At 72.5% G+C, this 16,143-nt stretch carries 16 protein-coding genes; 8 read left to right on the top strand and 8 right to left on the bottom strand.

Annotated features, from left to right (window positions below):
- Nucleotides 1–44 precede the first annotated feature (44 nt).
- On the top strand, nucleotides 45–710 hold the full coding sequence (locus ACGFIB_RS08470) for a hypothetical protein (RefSeq protein WP_393369623.1): 666 nt from the start codon (nucleotides 45–47) through the stop codon (nucleotides 708–710).
- 144 nt (nucleotides 711–854) lie between these two features.
- Here ACGFIB_RS08470 and ACGFIB_RS08465 read toward each other — a convergent pair whose 3' ends face one another.
- The 6 genes from ACGFIB_RS08465 to ACGFIB_RS08440 are packed head-to-tail and all read right to left on the bottom strand — an operon-like array spanning nucleotide 855 to nucleotide 5,938.
- Nucleotides 855–1,733, bottom strand: coding sequence for an SMP-30/gluconolactonase/LRE family protein (locus ACGFIB_RS08465; RefSeq protein WP_357238208.1), 879 nt, complete (start codon nucleotides 1,731–1,733; stop codon nucleotides 855–857).
- The gene (locus ACGFIB_RS08460; protein ID WP_393369619.1) at nucleotides 1,730–2,674 is read right to left on the bottom strand and encodes a sugar kinase; all 945 of its coding nucleotides are present in this window, start codon (nucleotides 2,672–2,674) and stop codon (nucleotides 1,730–1,732) included. Before ACGFIB_RS08460 ends, ACGFIB_RS08465 begins: the two co-directional genes overlap by 4 nt.
- Entirely contained in the window at nucleotides 2,671–3,303 is a 633-nt protein-coding gene (locus tag ACGFIB_RS08455; protein ID WP_357238204.1) for a bifunctional 4-hydroxy-2-oxoglutarate aldolase/2-dehydro-3-deoxy-phosphogluconate aldolase, read from the bottom strand. Before ACGFIB_RS08455 ends, ACGFIB_RS08460 begins: the two co-directional genes overlap by 4 nt.
- Nucleotides 3,304–3,308: 5 nt before the next feature.
- On the bottom strand, nucleotides 3,309–4,454 hold the full coding sequence (gene dgoD / locus ACGFIB_RS08450) for a galactonate dehydratase (protein ID WP_357238202.1): 1,146 nt from the start codon (nucleotides 4,452–4,454) through the stop codon (nucleotides 3,309–3,311).
- Entirely contained in the window at nucleotides 4,451–5,155 is a 705-nt protein-coding gene (locus ACGFIB_RS08445) for a FadR/GntR family transcriptional regulator (protein ID WP_357238200.1), read from the bottom strand. The genes dgoD and ACGFIB_RS08445 overlap by 4 nt, the downstream gene beginning before the upstream one ends.
- A gap of 18 nt (nucleotides 5,156–5,173) precedes the next feature.
- Nucleotides 5,174–5,938 carry an SDR family NAD(P)-dependent oxidoreductase gene (locus ACGFIB_RS08440; protein WP_393369614.1) on the bottom strand — a complete coding sequence of 255 codons (765 nt, stop codon included), beginning with the start codon at nucleotides 5,936–5,938 and terminating at the stop codon, nucleotides 5,174–5,176.
- Nucleotides 5,939–6,077: 139 nt separating this feature from the next.
- Here ACGFIB_RS08440 and ACGFIB_RS08435 point away from each other — a divergent pair, with 139 nt between their 5' ends.
- Genes ACGFIB_RS08435 through ACGFIB_RS08410 form a run of 6 tightly spaced genes read left to right on the top strand, consistent with a single transcriptional unit; the run spans nucleotide 6,078 to nucleotide 12,564 of the window.
- Complete coding sequence (locus tag ACGFIB_RS08435; protein ID WP_357238196.1) at nucleotides 6,078–7,091, top strand: substrate-binding domain-containing protein; 1,014 nt, start codon at nucleotides 6,078–6,080, stop codon at nucleotides 7,089–7,091.
- 49 nt (nucleotides 7,092–7,140) lie between these two features.
- Nucleotides 7,141–8,634, top strand: a complete 1,494-nt coding sequence (locus ACGFIB_RS08430) for a sugar ABC transporter ATP-binding protein (RefSeq protein WP_357238194.1) — start codon at nucleotides 7,141–7,143, stop codon at nucleotides 8,632–8,634.
- An 8-nt stretch (nucleotides 8,635–8,642) separates the two neighbouring features.
- Nucleotides 8,643–9,656: an ABC transporter permease gene (locus ACGFIB_RS08425; RefSeq protein ID WP_357238192.1), complete on the top strand. Its 1,014-nt coding sequence runs from the start codon at nucleotides 8,643–8,645 to the stop codon at nucleotides 9,654–9,656.
- Nucleotides 9,653–10,720, top strand: coding sequence for a zinc-dependent alcohol dehydrogenase family protein (locus tag ACGFIB_RS08420; RefSeq protein WP_357238190.1), 1,068 nt, complete (start codon nucleotides 9,653–9,655; stop codon nucleotides 10,718–10,720). Before ACGFIB_RS08425 ends, ACGFIB_RS08420 begins: the two co-directional genes overlap by 4 nt.
- Complete coding sequence (locus ACGFIB_RS08415; RefSeq protein WP_357258252.1) at nucleotides 10,717–11,670, top strand: DUF4380 domain-containing protein; 954 nt, start codon at nucleotides 10,717–10,719, stop codon at nucleotides 11,668–11,670. The genes ACGFIB_RS08420 and ACGFIB_RS08415 overlap by 4 nt, the downstream gene beginning before the upstream one ends.
- 24 nt (nucleotides 11,671–11,694) lie before the next feature.
- Nucleotides 11,695–12,564 carry a DUF72 domain-containing protein gene (locus tag ACGFIB_RS08410; protein WP_393369609.1) on the top strand — a complete coding sequence of 290 codons (870 nt, stop codon included), beginning with the start codon at nucleotides 11,695–11,697 and terminating at the stop codon, nucleotides 12,562–12,564.
- 17 nt (nucleotides 12,565–12,581) lie between these two features.
- On the opposite strand, the gene ACGFIB_RS08405 is transcribed toward ACGFIB_RS08410, so the two are convergent.
- Together ACGFIB_RS08405 and ACGFIB_RS08400 are read right to left on the bottom strand one after the other, a co-directional pair.
- A complete protein-coding gene (locus ACGFIB_RS08405) occupies nucleotides 12,582–13,796 on the bottom strand; it encodes a methyltransferase (RefSeq protein ID WP_393369606.1) in 1,215 nt (404 codons plus the stop codon).
- A 160-nt stretch (nucleotides 13,797–13,956) separates the two neighbouring features.
- A complete protein-coding gene (locus ACGFIB_RS08400) occupies nucleotides 13,957–14,691 on the bottom strand; it encodes a GbsR/MarR family transcriptional regulator (RefSeq protein WP_142567971.1) in 735 nt (244 codons plus the stop codon).
- A 297-nt stretch (nucleotides 14,692–14,988) separates the two neighbouring features.
- On the opposite strand from ACGFIB_RS08400, the gene ACGFIB_RS08395 reads away from it, so the two are divergent.
- The gene (locus ACGFIB_RS08395; protein ID WP_357238182.1) at nucleotides 14,989–16,116 is read left to right on the top strand and encodes a serine hydrolase domain-containing protein; all 1,128 of its coding nucleotides are present in this window, start codon (nucleotides 14,989–14,991) and stop codon (nucleotides 16,114–16,116) included.
- The last annotated feature ends 27 nt before the right edge of the window (nucleotides 16,117–16,143 follow it).

The following is a 16,143-nucleotide window of genomic DNA, read 5'->3' as shown; positions in this document are numbered from 1 at the left end:
GCGGCCCTGGACCGGCTCCGCTCGCGTTTGTGAGACTGCCGGGCATGACAAGCCGGCCTTCCACCGCCGATCTCCGCCGCAGGCTCGCGCACGTCCGCTGGATAGCCGGCGGCGCCGGAGCCGGCAAGAGCACCGTCACCCGGGCCCTGGCCGAACGGCACGACGTACTCGTCTACGACGGCGACCGAGCCGAGCTCGGCTACGTCCACAGGTGCGACCCGCTGCGACAGCCCTACCTGTGGGCGTTGCTGCGAACGCCCGTCGAGGACAGATGGGCGAGCCGCACCGCCGAGGAGATCTTCCACGCCATGCCCAGCCTGCACGGCGAGACCTTCGGCTTCGTCCTCGACGACCTGCTCGCCCTGCCCGCCGACCGTCCCGTCCTCGTCGACGACTTCCGTACGCTGCCGAGTGAGGTCGCGCCGCTGGTCAGGCGGCCGGAGCAGGCCGTCTTCCTCCTGCCGGCGCCCGAGTTCCGGGCCCGCGCGCTGGGTGCCAGGTTCGCCGATCCCGCCCGAGCGCGCGCCAACTGGGGAGACGGTGACCACACCGTCGCCTTGGCCAGGCGACTGGCCCGCGACGGGCTCTGGGACGAGGAGGTGAGACGCCAGGCCCGCGAACTCGGGCTGCCGGTCCTGCCCGTCGACGGCTCCCGCAGCGCCGCGGAGCTGGCCGTGGAGCTGGCCGCGATGTTCCGGCTCGTCAGCTGAGGGTAGGGATCACGGTTACACGTTCGACCCGGCCTCCGGCAACACGGTGGCGATCACGGTGCCGCCCACCTCGGCCCGCTACGTGCGGATCACCGTGACCGGCAACACCGGCTGGCCCGCCGCCCGGATCGGCGAGCTGGAGGTCTACGCCGGGTAGCGGGTGAGGAGGGCGGCGCGGGCCGGTGGGGCGCTCACCCCCGCGTCGCACGTCCACAACGCCCCGTCGGCCGGGGTCGGGTCGGCGAGGCCGTACCGTGCGGAGGTCACCAGCAGCCGTGTCCCGTCCTCGCCGCCGATCGCCACGGACGACGGCTGCCGGCACGGCAGGTGCACCACCCGGTCGACCTCGCCGTACGGGCTGACGCGCAGGACGCGGGACTCTCCCCAGACCGCCGTCCAGACGAAGCCCTCGTCGTCAACGGTCATGCCGTCCGGACTTCCGCCGTCCAGGCGGATGAGCGGCTGCGGGGCGCCGAGCGCTCCGGTGCGCGGGTCCAGGGGGTAGGCGCTGATGACACCGCGTGCGCTGTCGGCCAGGTAGAGCCGCCTGCCGTCCGGGGAGAACGCGGGCCCGTTGGCGACGGTCACCCCGGTGAGGGCGGTGACCACGGTCCCGTCGGGATCGACTCGGTAGAGGCTGCCCGCACCGGGCGTGCCGTCGTAGGCCATGCTGCCGGCCCAGAACCGGCCGGTGGGATCGACCGCGCCGTCGTTCATGCGGCAGCGCACGCTTCTGCCCGCCTCGGGGCGCGCCAGCCAGCGGGCCGTGCCGTCCGGGCCGAGGACCGCGACGCCCTCGCCGGCGGCCGCGAGCCAGTGCCCGGGGCGGTCCAGGAGCGGGGCGACCGCGCCCAGCGGCTCACCACCGGTGCGCAGCAACGGCGTCAACGCCGCGCCGGGTCCCGGGGAGACCTCGTACAACGCGCCGTCGAGAATGTCCACGACGACCCACCGGTCTCCGAGCCAGCGGGCGCCCTCGCCGAGCTCGAGACCGGCGTCGACCAGCATCTGCGGCGATGTCAACGCAGCGTCTCCCCTTCGGGCAGGGCCAGCGCGGGCAGCTCCGCCCGCGTAGGCAGCCCCTCCCAGTCACCGGCGCAGGCCACGCTGGCGGCGCCGAGCAGGGTCGCCCGTTCGAGCCGGCCGTACGCGTCGAGCCCGTCGAGCCGCCCGGACAGATATCCGGCGGTGAACGCGTCGCCCGCGCCGACGACGTCCACGACGGGCACCCGTCGAGCCGAGACGTCGAACGAGGTCCGCGCGTCGTGGTAGCTCGCGCCCGCCGCGCCGCGCTTGACGACGACCTCCTCGACACCGGCGTCCAGCAGGGCCGCCACGCGGTCGTGTTCGCCGTCGCCGCCCGCCACGATGTCCAGCTCGTCGTCGGAGGCGATCAGCACCGTGACGTACGGCAGCAGCGGGCGCAGCGCCCGCGCGGCCTCCTCCCGGGACCACAGCAGGGAACGGTGGTTGACGTCGAGGCTCACCCAGGCGCCGGACCGGTGCGCCTGCCGGGCGGCGGCGGAGACGGCCTCCAGCGGCGCGGGCCCCAGCGCCGGCGTGATGCCGGTGAGGTGCAGGCCCGTCTGACCCGCCTCGACGGCGGGGCGCACTTCGTCCCACGACAGCGTCGAGGCGGCCGAGTCCCTCCGGTAGTAGTGCACCCGGGCCCGGGCCCCGGCGGCCACGTCCCGGAGCAGCAGGCCGGTCGGGGCGTCCGTATGCCGGACGACGTGGTCGGTCAGGACGCCCTCGGCCCGCAGCGTGCGCAGGACCAGCTCGCCAGGCTCGTCGCTGCCGAGGGCGCCGGTCCAGCGGGCGGTGTGCCCGAGGCGGGACAGGGCGATCGCGACGGTGGCCTCCGCACCGGCGGTGGACACCCGCGAGTCGCCGCCGAGCCGCAGCGGTCCCGCGCAGCGGACCGTGACCATCGCCTCGCCGATCGTCAGGACGTCGGCCCTCATGCGGCGCCCACCAGGTCGAGCGCCGCGGCGGCCCGGCGGCGCAGGTCGTCCAGGGAGCCGCCGCGTGGGGCGTCGCCCAGCAGCGGCGAGCCGAGGCCGACCGCGACGGCGCCTGCCTCCAGATAGGCGTGCACGCTGTCGAGGCCGACCCCGCCGACCGGAACGAACGGCACGGCCGGGAACGGGTCGCGCAGCGCGCGCAGGTAGGAGACCCCTCCGGTGAAGGCGGGGAAGAGCTTGACGGCGGCGGCGCCCCGCGCGGTCGCGGCGACGACCTCGGTGGGGGTCAGCGCCCCGGCGAGCACAGGCAGCCCGAGGCGCAGCGCCTCGTCCACTCCTTCGCCCAGGCCGGGCGTGACGACGAACGTCGCGCCCGCGTCCCGGGCCGCGACGGCGTCCCGCGCGGTCAGCACGGTCCCGGCGCCGAGGTGCACGCCCGCACCCAGGGCGGAGGCCGCCTGCCGGATGACCGACAGCGCGTCGGCGCCGCTGAGCGAGACCTCCATCAGGGTCACGCCCTCCTCGGCGAGGACGTCGATGCTGCGCAGCGCCGCCGCCGGGTCGTCGCCGCGGACGATGGCCAGGAGCCGCCGGGCTCTGAGGAGGTCGAGTAGATCGTGTGGTTGCACGCCGGTCACCATTCTGCGAAGGAGCGGTCGGGGTAACGCCAGATCGGAGAGCGCCAGGTGTGGCCCTGCTTGTCGGCCTCACGCACCGCGGCCTCGTCGACCATGATGCCCAGCCCCGGCCCGGTCGGCCGGGAGAGCCGGCCGTCGGTGAAGGCGAAGACGGACCGGTCGACCAGGTAGTCCAGCAGTTCGTTGCCGTCGTTGTAGTGGATGCCGAGGCTCTGTTCCTGGATCAGGAAGTTGGGGGTCGCGAACGCCACCTGGAGGCTGGAGGCCAGGGAGATCGGTCCCAGTGGGCAGTGCGGGGCGAGCAGGGCGCCGAACACCTCGGCCTGGGCGGCGATGCGGCGGACCTCCGAGATGCCGCCGGCGTGGGACAGGTCCGGCTGCGCCACGGCGACGCCCGCCTGGAACGCCGGCAGGAAGTCCCAGCGGGAGTAGAGCCGCTCGCCCAGGGCGATGGGGATGTTGGACGCCTCCACGAGGCTGCGCACCTGCGGCATCGACTCCGGCACGACCGGTTCCTCGACGAACAGGGGCGTGAGCGGTTCGAGCAGCGGCAGCAGCCGCCGGGCGTTCGGATAGGACACCCGGCCGTGGAAGTCGACCGCGACGTCCCGGCCCGGGCCGAGCGCCTCGCGGACCGCCGCGACGCGGGCGATGACCTCGTCGATCTCACCCGGCCCCGCGATGGGGGACATGCGGCCGCTGGCGTTCATCTTCACCGCGGTGAAGCCCGCCTCCACCTGGCGCCGGGCCTCCTCCTCGATCTCGCCGGGTTCGTCGCCGCCGATCCAGGCGTACGCGCGGACGTGGTCGCGTACGGGACCGCCGAGCAGTTCGTGGACGGGGACGCCGCGTGCCTTGCCGGCGATGTCCCACAGGGCCTGGTCGAGGCCGGCGACGGCGCTGGCGAGCACGGGCCCGCCCCGGTAGAAGCCGCCCTTGGTCATGACCTGCCAGTGGTCCTCGATGCGCAGCGGGTCGGCGCCGACGAGCAGCTCGGCGATCTCGCCGACCGCCGCCCTGACCGAGTGGGCCCGTCCCTCGACGACCGGCTCGCCCCAGCCGACGTGTCCCTCGTCGGTCTCCACCCGGCAGAACAGCCACCGGGGCGGGACCAGGAACGTTTCGATACGGGTGATCTTCACCGGTCTCCCTGGAGGCGGGCCGCGCGGTCGACGTCGGCCATGGACTTGTCGAGGAGCGCGAGCGCGCAGGTTCTGGCGGCCTCGCGGTCTCCGGTCCTGATGGCGTCGAGCAGGGCCCGGTGGCTCGGCACCGGGTCGTCCACGGTGACGACGTCGTGGACGATGCGGTCCCGTTCCGCGAGCACGGACTCGATGACGACCTCCATGCGGACCAGGAGCTCGTTACCCGTCGCGGCCAGGACGGCGCGGTGGAACCGCAGGTCGGAGGAGGCCGCCTCGGCCGGGGTCGTGGCCGCGGTCATGTCCTCCAGGGCCGCCTCGAGTTCGGCGAGGTCGGCGTCGGTGCGCCGGTCGGCGGCCAGCGCGGCGGCGGCCGGTTCGAACATCTGCCGCACCTCGGCGAGCTGCCCGAGCATCTCGCTGCCCCGGCTCTCGAACTCCCAGCTGATGACGTCGGGATCGAGCAGGTTCCACTCGCCGCGGGGGCGCACCACCGTGCCCCGCTTCTGCCGCGAGTCGACCAGGCCCTTGCCGGCCAGCACCTTCAGCGCTTCGCGCACCACGGTGCGGGACACCTGCAGCTCGGCCTCCAGCTCGACCAGGTCGATGCGCCCGTTCTCGGCGAACTGCCCGGTGACGAGGCGGCGGCCGATGGTCTCGACGACCTGGCCGTGGATGCCACGCCCTTTGTAGGTGCTCATGCTCTGCGGTCATCCCTCTCAGGAGGAGTTCTTCGTCGCGCTCCAGCCGCCGTCGACGACGAGGGTGGTGGCGGTGATGTAGGACGCCTCGTCCGACAGCAGGAAGGCGATCGCCGCGGCGACCTCGGCGGGGTCGCCGAATCGCTTGGCGATCGTGGCCTCCACGCTCAGACGCCGATCCCCCTCCGCCACACGGTCCCACGCCGGGGACATGATCGGCCCTGGTAGCACGGTGTTGACGCGCACCCCGGGGCCGTAGTCCACGGCGAGCTGGCGGCCGAGACCCACCAGCGCCGCCTTCGTCGCCGCGTACGCCGGGTGGCCGGGCAGGCCGACGAGGGCGTGCACCGACGAGACGAGGACGACCGCCCCCGACGTCGCCTTCAGATCCTCGTGTAGCGTGCGAAAGGCCAGGTAGGAGGCGGTGAGGTTCACTTCCAGCTGCCGGTTCCACGATGTCGCGCCCAGGTCGTGTACGGGTCTCACGTCCACGACGTAGGCGTTGCTGACGAGGTGCCGCACCGGGCCGTACTCCCGGTGGGCGACGCGGCGGAGTTCCCCCCACGCGCTCTCGTCGCTGACGTCCATGCGCACGAATCTTGCCGTGCCGCCCGCCTCGACGACAGCCGCGGCGACGTCCTCCCCGGCCGGGGAGATGTCGCACAGCAGGACGGGCGTGCCCGTCGCGCCGAGACGCCTGGCCGTGGCCGCGCCGATGCCGGAGGCGGCGCCGGTCACGACCGCGCAGCATCCGGTCTCCGTGGAAGGTCCGGGGAGGTTCACGCGGCCACTCTACGATAAGTGTTTTTTTATGACAATTTATTGACAGGCACGTTACGTCCGCCCCATCATCTGGAACGTGGCGCAGCGCGCCCTACCCGGTGGCGTCGCCAACCGAAGACAGACTCATGGGAGGCCATTCGTGGCATCAGTTCGACTCACGGTGATGCGGTGCATCGCCCTGCTGGCCGTCGGCGCCGTGCTCGCCGCCTGCGGTCAGTCCGCCGGGTCAGGCGGCGCATCGGGCGCGAAGGAGCAGTTGCGCGTCGGGGTGATCTACCTGGACTCGCAGGGCTTCTACGCCGGCGTGAAGAAGGGCATCGAGACCGCCGCCGCGCAGGACTCGCAGCTCAAGCTGCTGGGCAACAACGCGCAGGGCGACGCGGCCAAGGAGTCCTCGTACATGTCCACCCTGGTCGCCTCCGGCGTGGACGCGATCATCACCTCGGCCGTCTCCGCCACGGCGTCCACCCCCGCGATCGCGGCGGCGAGCAAGGCCGGCATCCCGGTCGTCTGCTACAACACCTGCATCAACGACGCGGACGCCAAGAAGTACGTCTGGGGCTACGTCCTGTCGGACCCGTACGTCTTCGGCAAGAAGCTGGGTGAGCAGGCCGGGAGGTACTTCACCTCCCAGAAGGTCGACAAGCCGAAGATCGCGATCCTGAACTGCGACTTCGTCGAGGTCTGCAAGGAGCGAAAGCGCGGCTTCAAGGACGGCCTGGCCGAGTCGGTGCCGGGCGCCCAGTACGTCGCCGACCAGGAGGGCGCGGTCGTCGACAAGGCCACGCCGGTCGCCGAGAACATCATCACCGCCAATCCCGAGCTCGACGCGTTCTACGCCGTGGCGGGCGGCGGCACCCTGGCCGGCATCAAGGCCGTCACCACGCGCTCCCGCGTCGGCAGGACCGTCGTCTTCGGCAGCGACATGACCGTCGACATCGCCAAGGCCCTGGTCGACGGCAGCATCCTCAAGGCGGAGATCGACGTCCCCGCGCAGACCGTGGGCAAGCTCGCGTACGACGCCGCCCGCAAGGCGTCCGGCGGCGCAAAGAACGACTCGTTCGTCATCCCGGTGGACCCGATCCTCTACACCGCCGACGACAAGGCCACGAACGAGAAGTGGCTGACCGAGCACGCCGACGGGATCCCGTAAACCGCTTCAGGTTCACTCGTCCCCACCGAAGGCTCCCAGGAAGGCTCCCATGTCGAACACCGACGTCGTCGCGGAGGTGCGTGCGGGCACCAAGCGCTACCCCGGCGTCACCGCTCTCAGCGACGTCGACTTCGCGGTGCGGCGCGGCGAGGTCCGCGCGCTGCTGGGCAAGAACGGCGCCGGCAAGTCCACCCTGATCAAGGTCCTGTCCGGCGCCGAACATCTCGACTCCGGTGAGGCGCTCGTACGCGGCAAGCCGCTGGCGGGCCTCGGGACGCGGGACGTCGCCGCCCTGGGCGTCGCGACCGTCTACCAGGAGCTGAGCCTGGTGCCGGAGATGACGGTCGCGGAGAACCTGTTCCTGGGCGCCTGGCCGCGCTCCCGCGGCGCGCTCGACGTGCGCAGAATGCGCACCGACGCGAAGGATGCGATGGCGCGCATCGGCGTGGACATCGACGTCGACAGCCCGGTCGGCTCGCTGGGCTCCGCCGGGCAGCAGCTCGTGGAGATCGCCCGCGCGGTCAGCCAGCGGCCCACCCTGCTCATCCTCGACGAGCCGACCAGCTCACTGGCCGCCGCCGAGGTCAGGCAGGTGATCGACGTCGTGAGGACCGTCGCGGAGCAGGGCGTGGCGGTCATCTACGTCAGCCACCGCATGGACGAGATCCGGCAGGTGGCCGACACCGCGACGGTCGTCCGCGACGGCAGGATCGTGGAGACGCTGCCGGTGCGCACGGCCTCGACCCACGAGATCGTCGCGATGATGCTCGGCGCGGCGCCCGAGGCCGTGGCGTCGCGGGCTCGCCGCCCCAGCGCGGAGCCGCCGGTGCTGTCGGCGCGTGGCCTGGTCAGCGACCGGCTGAACGGCCTCGACATCGACGTGCGGCCCGGCGAGATCCTGGGCGTCGCCGGGGTGCTCGGCTCGGGCCGCACCGAGACGCTGCGTGCCCTGGTGGGGCTCGACCGCCCGGCCTCCGGCGAGATCCGCGTGCGCGGCGAAGCCGTACGGCCCGGCGCGTTCGCCGCCATGCTCCGCAGGGGGCTCGGCATGACGCCGGAGAACCGGCGGCGCGAGGGGATCGTGCCGCTGATGGGCGTCGACGAGAACATCGTCATCAGCGACCTGCGCGGGGTGAGCAGGTCGGGCGTGCTGGACCGCCGGGCGATACGGCAGGCCGCCCGGGCGCTCATCGACCGCCTGGCGATCAAGACCGCCCGTCCGGGCACGCCGATCGGCACGCTCAGCGGCGGCAACCAGCAGAAGGCCGTGCTCGCCCGGTGGCTGCACGCGGGAAGCGACGTGCTGCTGCTCGACGAGCCCACCCGCGGCGTGGACGTGGAAGCCAAACGCCAGATCTACCACCAGATGCGTCTGCTGGCCGACGACGGGCGCGCCGTGGTCTTCGTGTCCAGCGAGGTGGAGGAGCTGGCCGACGTCTGCGACCGGATCGTCGTCCTGCGCGGCGGGCGTGCCGTGGCCGAGCTGAGCGGCGACGAGATCGAGCTCAACAGGGTCATGGCCCTGGCGATTGCCGAGGAGTGAGGGAGAACATGAGCACGACCACGCCCACGGGCCCGCCCGTGGCCACGGCGGACGCCCGGCGCGGCCGGCCGGGACGCAACACGCAACGGCTGAACGAGATCGGGCTCGTCGGGGCCATCGTGGTGCTGTTCGTGGTGCTCTCCGCCACGGCGCCGGGGTTCCTGTCCGTGACGAACCAGCTGGCCATCCTGCGCGACGCGGCGACGATCGGCGTCGTGGCGTGGGCGATGACCCTCGTCATCGTGGCCGGTGAGATCGACATCAGCATCGGCCCGGCCGTGGCGTTCTCCTCGGTGCTGCTGGCCAAGGCCACCGGGGAGTGGCACATCCCGTTCGCCCTCGCCGTGCCGGTCTGTCTCGCGGTGGGCCTGCTGCTCGGAGCCGGGGCCGGCTTCCTGCGCGCCCGCTGGGGCATCCCGTCGTTCGTGGCGACGCTGGGCCTGTGGAGCGCCCTGCGCGGGCTGGCGCAGTACATGACCGACGGCCTGCCGGTCCCGCTGGAGGCCAACGGGTTCCTCGACGTCCTGGCCGGGAGCATCCTCGGCATCCCGACCCCGGCCATCATCATGGCGGTCCTGTTCGCCGTGTTCCTCTTCGTGGCCAACCGCACGGCGTACGGCCGCTCGGTGTTCGCCGTCGGCGGCAACGCCGAGGCCGCCCGCCTCGCGGGCATCAACGTCTCCCGGATCCGGGTCATCCTGTTCGCGACGACCGGCCTGCTCGCCGCGGTGAGCGGCCTGCTGCTGGCCGCGCGGCTCGGGTCCGGCAACGGCGGCGCGTCGGTCGGCCTCGAGTTCGACGTGATCGCCGCGGTCGTGATCGGCGGCACCTCCCTCGCCGGCGGCAAGGGATCCCTGCTCGGCACCCTGCTGGGCGTCGTCTTCATCACCGTCATCGGCAACGGCCTCGTGCTGCTCGGGGTCAACGCCTTCTTCCAGGACGTGGTCCGCGGCGTCATCATCGTCGGCGCCGTCCTGATCAACGTGTTGCTCTCCAAGCGGAACGGAGCCCGCAGCTCATGACCACCATGAAAGGCGTCTTCCTGCCCGGCGACCTCACCGCCGTGCTCCGCGACGTCGAGGTGCCCACCCCCGGTCCCGGCCAGTTGCTCGTACGGGTGGGCGCGTCCGGCATCTGCGGCAGCGACCTGTCCTACATCTACCGGGGGCACAAGACCCACGCCGGCCAGGAGGGCGCGGCGTACAAGGGGGTCGTGGCCGGGCACGAGCCCAGCGGCCAGGTCGTGGAGACCGGTCCGGGCTGCCGGCGGTTCGGGGTGGGCGACCGAGTGATCGTCTACCACATCTCGGGCTGCGGACGCTGCTCCAACTGCAGGCGTGGCCACATGATCAGCTGTTCCGACCCCGAGCGCAGGTCGGCGTACGGCTGGCAGCGCGACGGCGGGCACGCCGAGTACATCCTGGTCGAGGAGAGCACGGCCGTGCCGCTGCCGGACGAGCTGTCCTACGTGGACGGCGCCCTGATCGCGTGCGGGTTCGGCACCGCGTACGAGGGCCTGCTGCGCACCGGGGTCGGCGGGCGCGACGACCTGCTCGTGGTCGGCCTCGGGCCGGTCGGGCTGGCCGCCGCCATGATCGCACGCGGTCTCGGCGCGACCCGGGTGCTCGGCGTGGAGCGCTCGCCCGAGCGCGCCGCGCACGCCCGGTCCCTCGGCCTGTTCGACGAGGTCCTGATCGCGGACGACGGGGTCGCCGAGGCCCTGGACGAGGCGACCGGGGGACGCGGCTGCTCGGTGACGATGGACTGCTCGGGCTCGGCCGCGGGCCGGAGCGTCGCGATCCGGGGCGCGGCCGAGTGGGGCCGCATGTCCTTGGTGGGCGAGGGCGGCCGGCTGGAGACGGAGGTCTCCGACCTGCTGCTGCACCGCCAGCTCACCCTGTACGCCTCCTGGGTCACCTCGCTGCAGGCGATGGAGGAGCTGGCCTTCCGCCTGGTGCGGTGGGGCGCGAGCCCGCAGCGGCTGGTGACCGACGTGCTGCCGCTGGAGCAGGCCGACGAGGCATACCGATTGGCCGACTCGGGGCGCACCGGCAAGGTCTGCCTGGTCCCCTCGCTGGACCGATGACGAGTTCGGAGCCGCTGGTCCGGCTCGCCGCGCCCTGGGGAGAGGCGGTCGTCCTGCCGGGACGCGGCGGGCGGATCATCTCGCTGCGCGCCGCGGGCCGGGAGTGGCTGTGGCGCAACCCCGAACTGCTCGACGCGTCGCTCGCGCTCACCCCCGCCGCGCGGCGGCTGCCCGCCCCCACCGGCTTCGCGAGCTGGGCGAACTGGGGCGGAGACAAGACCTGGCCCGCCCCGCAGGGATGGTCGTCGGCGCAGGAGTGGGCGGGGCCGCCCGACCCCGTGCTCGACGCCGGCGCCTACACCGTGCTGGAGCGCGACGACCTTCGCGTGCGGATGCGCAGCGGCGACGACCCGCGCACCGGGCTGGCCGTCACCCGCACGGTCACGGTGCCGGCCGGCGAGGCCGTCCTCGTGGTGGACAGCGAGCTGGAGAACGTCACCGGCCACCCGGTGCGGTGGGCGGCCTGGACGGTGACCCAGTTCGCCACCGAGTCGTTCCGCGACGATGACGATCCCCGGTGCGGGGTGTGGGTCGGGCTGACCGAGCGGCACCGGGCGCCGGTGACGTTGTTCGCCCCCGACGGCGCGCCGGTCCTGGAGCGGGTCTCCCCCTCGGCGGGCCGGGTGCCGGTGCGCGACGTGGTCGGGAAGATCGGCGTCGGCGGCACGGCCGGATGGCTGGCGGTGGTGGCCCCCGGCGGGGCGACGCTGACGCAGCGGTTCGACGTGCGGCCGGGCGCGCCCTACCCCGACGAGGGCTCGGAGATCGCGATCTGGATGCAGTATCCCAAGGAGGAGGAGCTGGAGGGCCTGGAGGGCCTGCGCCCCACCGCCCGGCTGGTCGAGGCCGAGACCATGTCGCCCCTGACCTCGCTCGCGCCCGGCGAGGTGCTGCGCCACCGCGTCACGTGGTCCGTGACGGACGTGCCGCCGCCCGGCGCAGGGGAGTGATCCGAACCGGATAACGTCGGGGCCATGCGGCTTCATGTGGGATGCGCGATGTGGACGCACGCGCCGTGGCGGGGGCGTCTCCTGCCGCACCCGCTTCCTGCGGGGGAGCGGCTGCGGGCCTACGCGACCTGGTGCAACGCGGTCGAGGGCAACACGACGTTCTACGCGACGCCCTCGCGGAGCACGGTCGAGTCCTGGGCGGGGCAGACCGACCCCGGCTTCCGCTTCGTGGTCAAGCTGCCCAAGCCGATCACCCACGAGCGCCGCCTGACCGGGGCCGACGATGAGCTGCGGGCCTTCCTCGACGCGATCGAGCCGCTCGGCCCGCGCGCCCACGCGCTGTGGATCCAGCTTCCCGGCTCGTTCGGCCCAGCGGACGTCGGTGCGCTCGCGGCCTTCCTCGGCCGTCTTCCCCGCGACCACCGCTACGCCGTCGAGGTCCGGCACCGCGCGTTCTTCGACGACCCCCGGGCCGTGCGGCTCCTGGAGCGGGTGCTGACGGGGGCCGGCGCCGAGTGGGTGCCGTTCGACACGACGGTCCTGTTCCGCAGCCCGCCGACCAGCGACGGCGAGCGGGACGCCTGGTCGAAGAAGCCACGCGTGCCGCTGCGGACCGCCGCACTCACCGACCGCCCGATCGTCCGCTACATCGGCCGCGACGACCCGGAGCGTACGGCCGAGGGCTGGCGGCACTGGGTGGACGCGGTCGCCGGGTGGCTGCGCGAGGGCCGCTCGCCGACGGTGTTCGTCCACACCCCGGACAACGCCGACGCGCTGACGCTCGCCCGCCGGTTCCACGACGACGTACGCGCCGAGGTGCCCGGCCTGGAGCCGCTGCCCGAGCCCATGCCTTTGAACGGGCCGCTGCCGGACGAGCCGCTGACCCTGTTCTGAGCCGGCGCGGATCAGGGTCAGCGTTTCACGGCCCGCAGCACGACGAACTTCGGGTCGCTCGCGACGACCTCGCAGTTGCCGAAGAGCCGGCGCAGCTTCACGTGGTAGCCGAGGTGGCGGTTGCCCACCACCCACAGCTCGCCGCCTCGCCGCAGCGCGGCACGCGAGCCGTTGAACATGCGCCAGGCGGTCGCGTCGGTCCTGCCCCGATGGGTGTGGAACGGCGGGTTGTTCAGCACCAGGTCGGCCGTGCCCGGCGGGAAGTCCGCGAGGCCGTCGGCCGCCACGAACCTGGCGGCGGCCTGCGCCCCGGCGTTCGCCCGGAAGGTGGCCTCCGCCGAGGCCAGCGCCTGGTAGGACTCGTCGATGAACGTCACCTCGGCCTCACCGTTGGACAGCGCCGCGGCGAGCCCGACCACCCCGTTGCCGCAGCCGAGGTCGACCACGTGCTCGGGCCCCGTACGCGCGGGCAGGCTGCGCAGCAGGAGGCGGGTGCCGGCGTCGAGGCGCTCGGCGGAGAAGACGCCGGCGTGGTTGACGACGGTCAGGCCGGAGACCACCCCGACGTCTGCGGGCAACGCGTAGCTCCGCGGCCACGGATTCGCCCCTCGCGACACCTCGGGGCCGGGCGAACAGAAGATCAGCCGCGCCTTCCTGACCGCCAGCGAGGTCCGGGTCGGCCCGAGGACGCGCTCGAACAGCGTCAGCGTCGAGGTGTGGATCTCGGTGACCATCCCGGTGCCGACGACCACCGTGCCCTCGTGCACGTGAGGGGCGAGGCGGTGCAACTGGTCCTCCAGGAGGGCGAGGCTCTTGGGCACCCGCACCAGCAGCACGTCGATCCGGTCCGGCGGCGCGTCCCTGGTCGTGTGCAGCCGTACGGCGTCCGCGTCGAGGCCGTTGCGCTCGAGGTTGGCGCGGGTGGCCTGCTGCCCGAGGAAGGAGTCGCTGATCTGGACCGGCCGGAGGATCGGCTGGTGGATCGACTCGTGGACGGGGCGGCGCGCGGCCGGCGTGGTGGTGAGAGCGGTGGCGAGAGCGGTGGCGAGAGCGCCCCACCGGTCGCCCAGCACGACCAGGCTGCCCGACAGGTCCACCGGCCCGCCCTCGCGTTCGTCGAGGTGCCGCAGCAGATATTCGTCGGCCGCGTCCCACGCGCGGAGCGGGTCGCGGGGATCCTGGGGAAAGCGGGCGAGGTCGAGATCACCGCGCGCCGTCGTCATACGGTCCATCGCCGCTCAGGCTAGTGGGCCCTCCGCTCGGGTTCGTGCGATGAGTCCCCCACCAGCCGCGCGTGACGTCCGAAGACAGGCGAGCCGGCGGTTGGGTGTCTCCCGAAACCGGCTGACGTCCCCGCGGTGGCCGCCGGGGCCGTCTGTCCGCGATCCGTGCTCAGGTAGCGCTGTCCGAAGTCGTCTCGACCTTCGTGTGGAGGATCTCGCGGGCCTGGTCCGCGGCACGGGCGATGCTCTCGGAGACGAAGGCGACGAAGCGGGCGATGTTTTCCAGGCGGGCGGCGGCCGGGGTTCCGGGGCCGAGGACGCCGACTCCCTGTCGTGCGACCTCGCCGAGGTGGGCGGTGGCACGGGCGCTGGCCATCATCGACTGGTACAAGACGTCGTCGTCGACGACGTAGCGCTCGCGGCGGCGTTCGTCGCGTTCCCGGCGGATCAGGCCCTGGCTCTCGAGGAACGTGGTCGCTTTGGAGACGGACGCGGGGCTGACCTGCAGGCGTCCGGCGAGTTCGGAGGCGGTGAGGCTGCCGGCGTCGGTGGTGTAGAGGCCGGCCAGCATCCGTGCCGTCATCTTGGGCAGGCCCGATTGCATGAAGACGGTGGCGAACACCTCCTCGTACTCACGCACCGCTTCGGCATCGCGTCCGGGTGCCTGCGGGGATGTGCCGGGATCCCGGGGCGCCGCCTTCCTGCGGCGGTGGGTGCGGCGCTCAGTGGCGCGGTGAGCCAGATCGGCGCGGTAGGCGGTGGGGCCGCCGTTGCGCATCACCTCACGCGTGATCGTCGAAGTGGGGCGGCCGAGCCCTCTGGCGATCTCCGCGTAGGCGAGGCCGTCGGCCAGTCCCAGCGCGATCTGCTGGCGGTCCTGCTGGGTGAGCCTGCCTCCCGGCATCGTGGTCTCCTTCGTGGTCTGTGGCCTCCTCAGCCTAGCGTTCACTTTCAATCTATTGCAACGGACAGACGGAGAACGTTGCATTAGAATTCACGGCCATCGCAACGATTTATCGGCAATGACCTGGTATTTCGTCGTTCATACGCAACAATTATGTTGTGCAGTTCGCAAATGCAACGTAGCGTTTCCTGCGTCCGAAACAACGGGCACAGGAGAGCGCGTGCAGCAGTCCGTCCCCCGCGACCTCTGCCCGCAGCCTCCATCCGTCCAAGCGAAGTCACCTGAAGGAGCCCCACCATGTCCGTCACTCTCACCGGCCAGGTTCGCCCGGAGCTGCAGAAGATCATCGAGGAGATGGTCGATTCCGGTTTCGTCGGGGTGACGCTGCGGGTGCACGACGAGCACGGCGAGTGGACCGGCAGCGCCGGGCTGCGCGAGCTGGGCCGCATCGAAGAGCCGCCGATCGACGGGCACGTCCGGATCGGCAGCAACACCAAGACCTTCACCGCCACGGTGGTGCTGCAACTGGTGGCCGAGGGCAGGATCGGGCTGGACACCGCGGTGGACGACTACCTGCCCGAGTTCGGGCTGGACCCGCGGATCACGGTGCGGATGCTGCTGCAGCACACCAGCGGGGTGTTCAACTTCACCGGTGAGTACTTCGAGGACGGCACGTTCGTGCCGGGGATCCCCGCCACCCCCGCGGGCAAGGAGTGGGTGGACAACCGGTTCCACACCTATCGGCCGGAGGAGCTGACTCGGCTGGCGTTGTCGAAGCCGGCCCGCTTCGAACCGGGCACCGACTGGAGCTACGCCAACACCAACTACGTGCTGGCCAGGCTGCTGATCGAGAAGGTCACCGGCCGCTCGGTCGCCGAGGAGATGCAGCGGCTGATCCTGGGGCCGCTCGGCCTGTCGGGCACCATCCAGCCGACCTCCGAGCAGGAGATTCCGGAGCCGCACGCCCACGCCTACTACCGGTACGACGAGGACGGCCAGACCCGGACGGTCGACGTCACCCGCCACAACCCGTCCTGGATCTCCAGCGGTGGAGACATGATCTCCACCACACAGGACCTGCACACGTTCATCTCCGCACTGCTGGGCGGCAAGCTGTTGCCGGCCGAGCTGCTGGCCGAGATGTGCACGCCCGAGGCGAAGGCCGGCTACGGCCTGGGGGTGTTCGTGCAGGAGGCGCCGGGTGGCGGCACCATCATCACGCACAACGGCGGCATGGCGGGTCACGCGGCGCTGATGTACAGCACGCCCGACGGCAGCACGACCCTGACCGCCGCCCTGAACTATGTGGACGACGCCGATCTGTCCATGGGCGAGGCGTTCCAGAAGGCGACGCAGCGCCTCGTCGCCGAGGTGTTCGGCGACGGGCGGGCCGCCTCGGCCGAGGCGGCCTCGCAGACGCGCTGAAGGTGTGCGGTGAAACCGGTTCGGCGA

Origin of the sequence: Microbispora bryophytorum (assembly GCF_043197435.1) — a bacterium.
Lineage (GTDB): Bacteria > Actinomycetota > Actinomycetes > Streptosporangiales > Streptosporangiaceae > Microbispora > Microbispora bryophytorum.
This window is presented reverse-complemented; position numbering and strand designations above follow the sequence as displayed.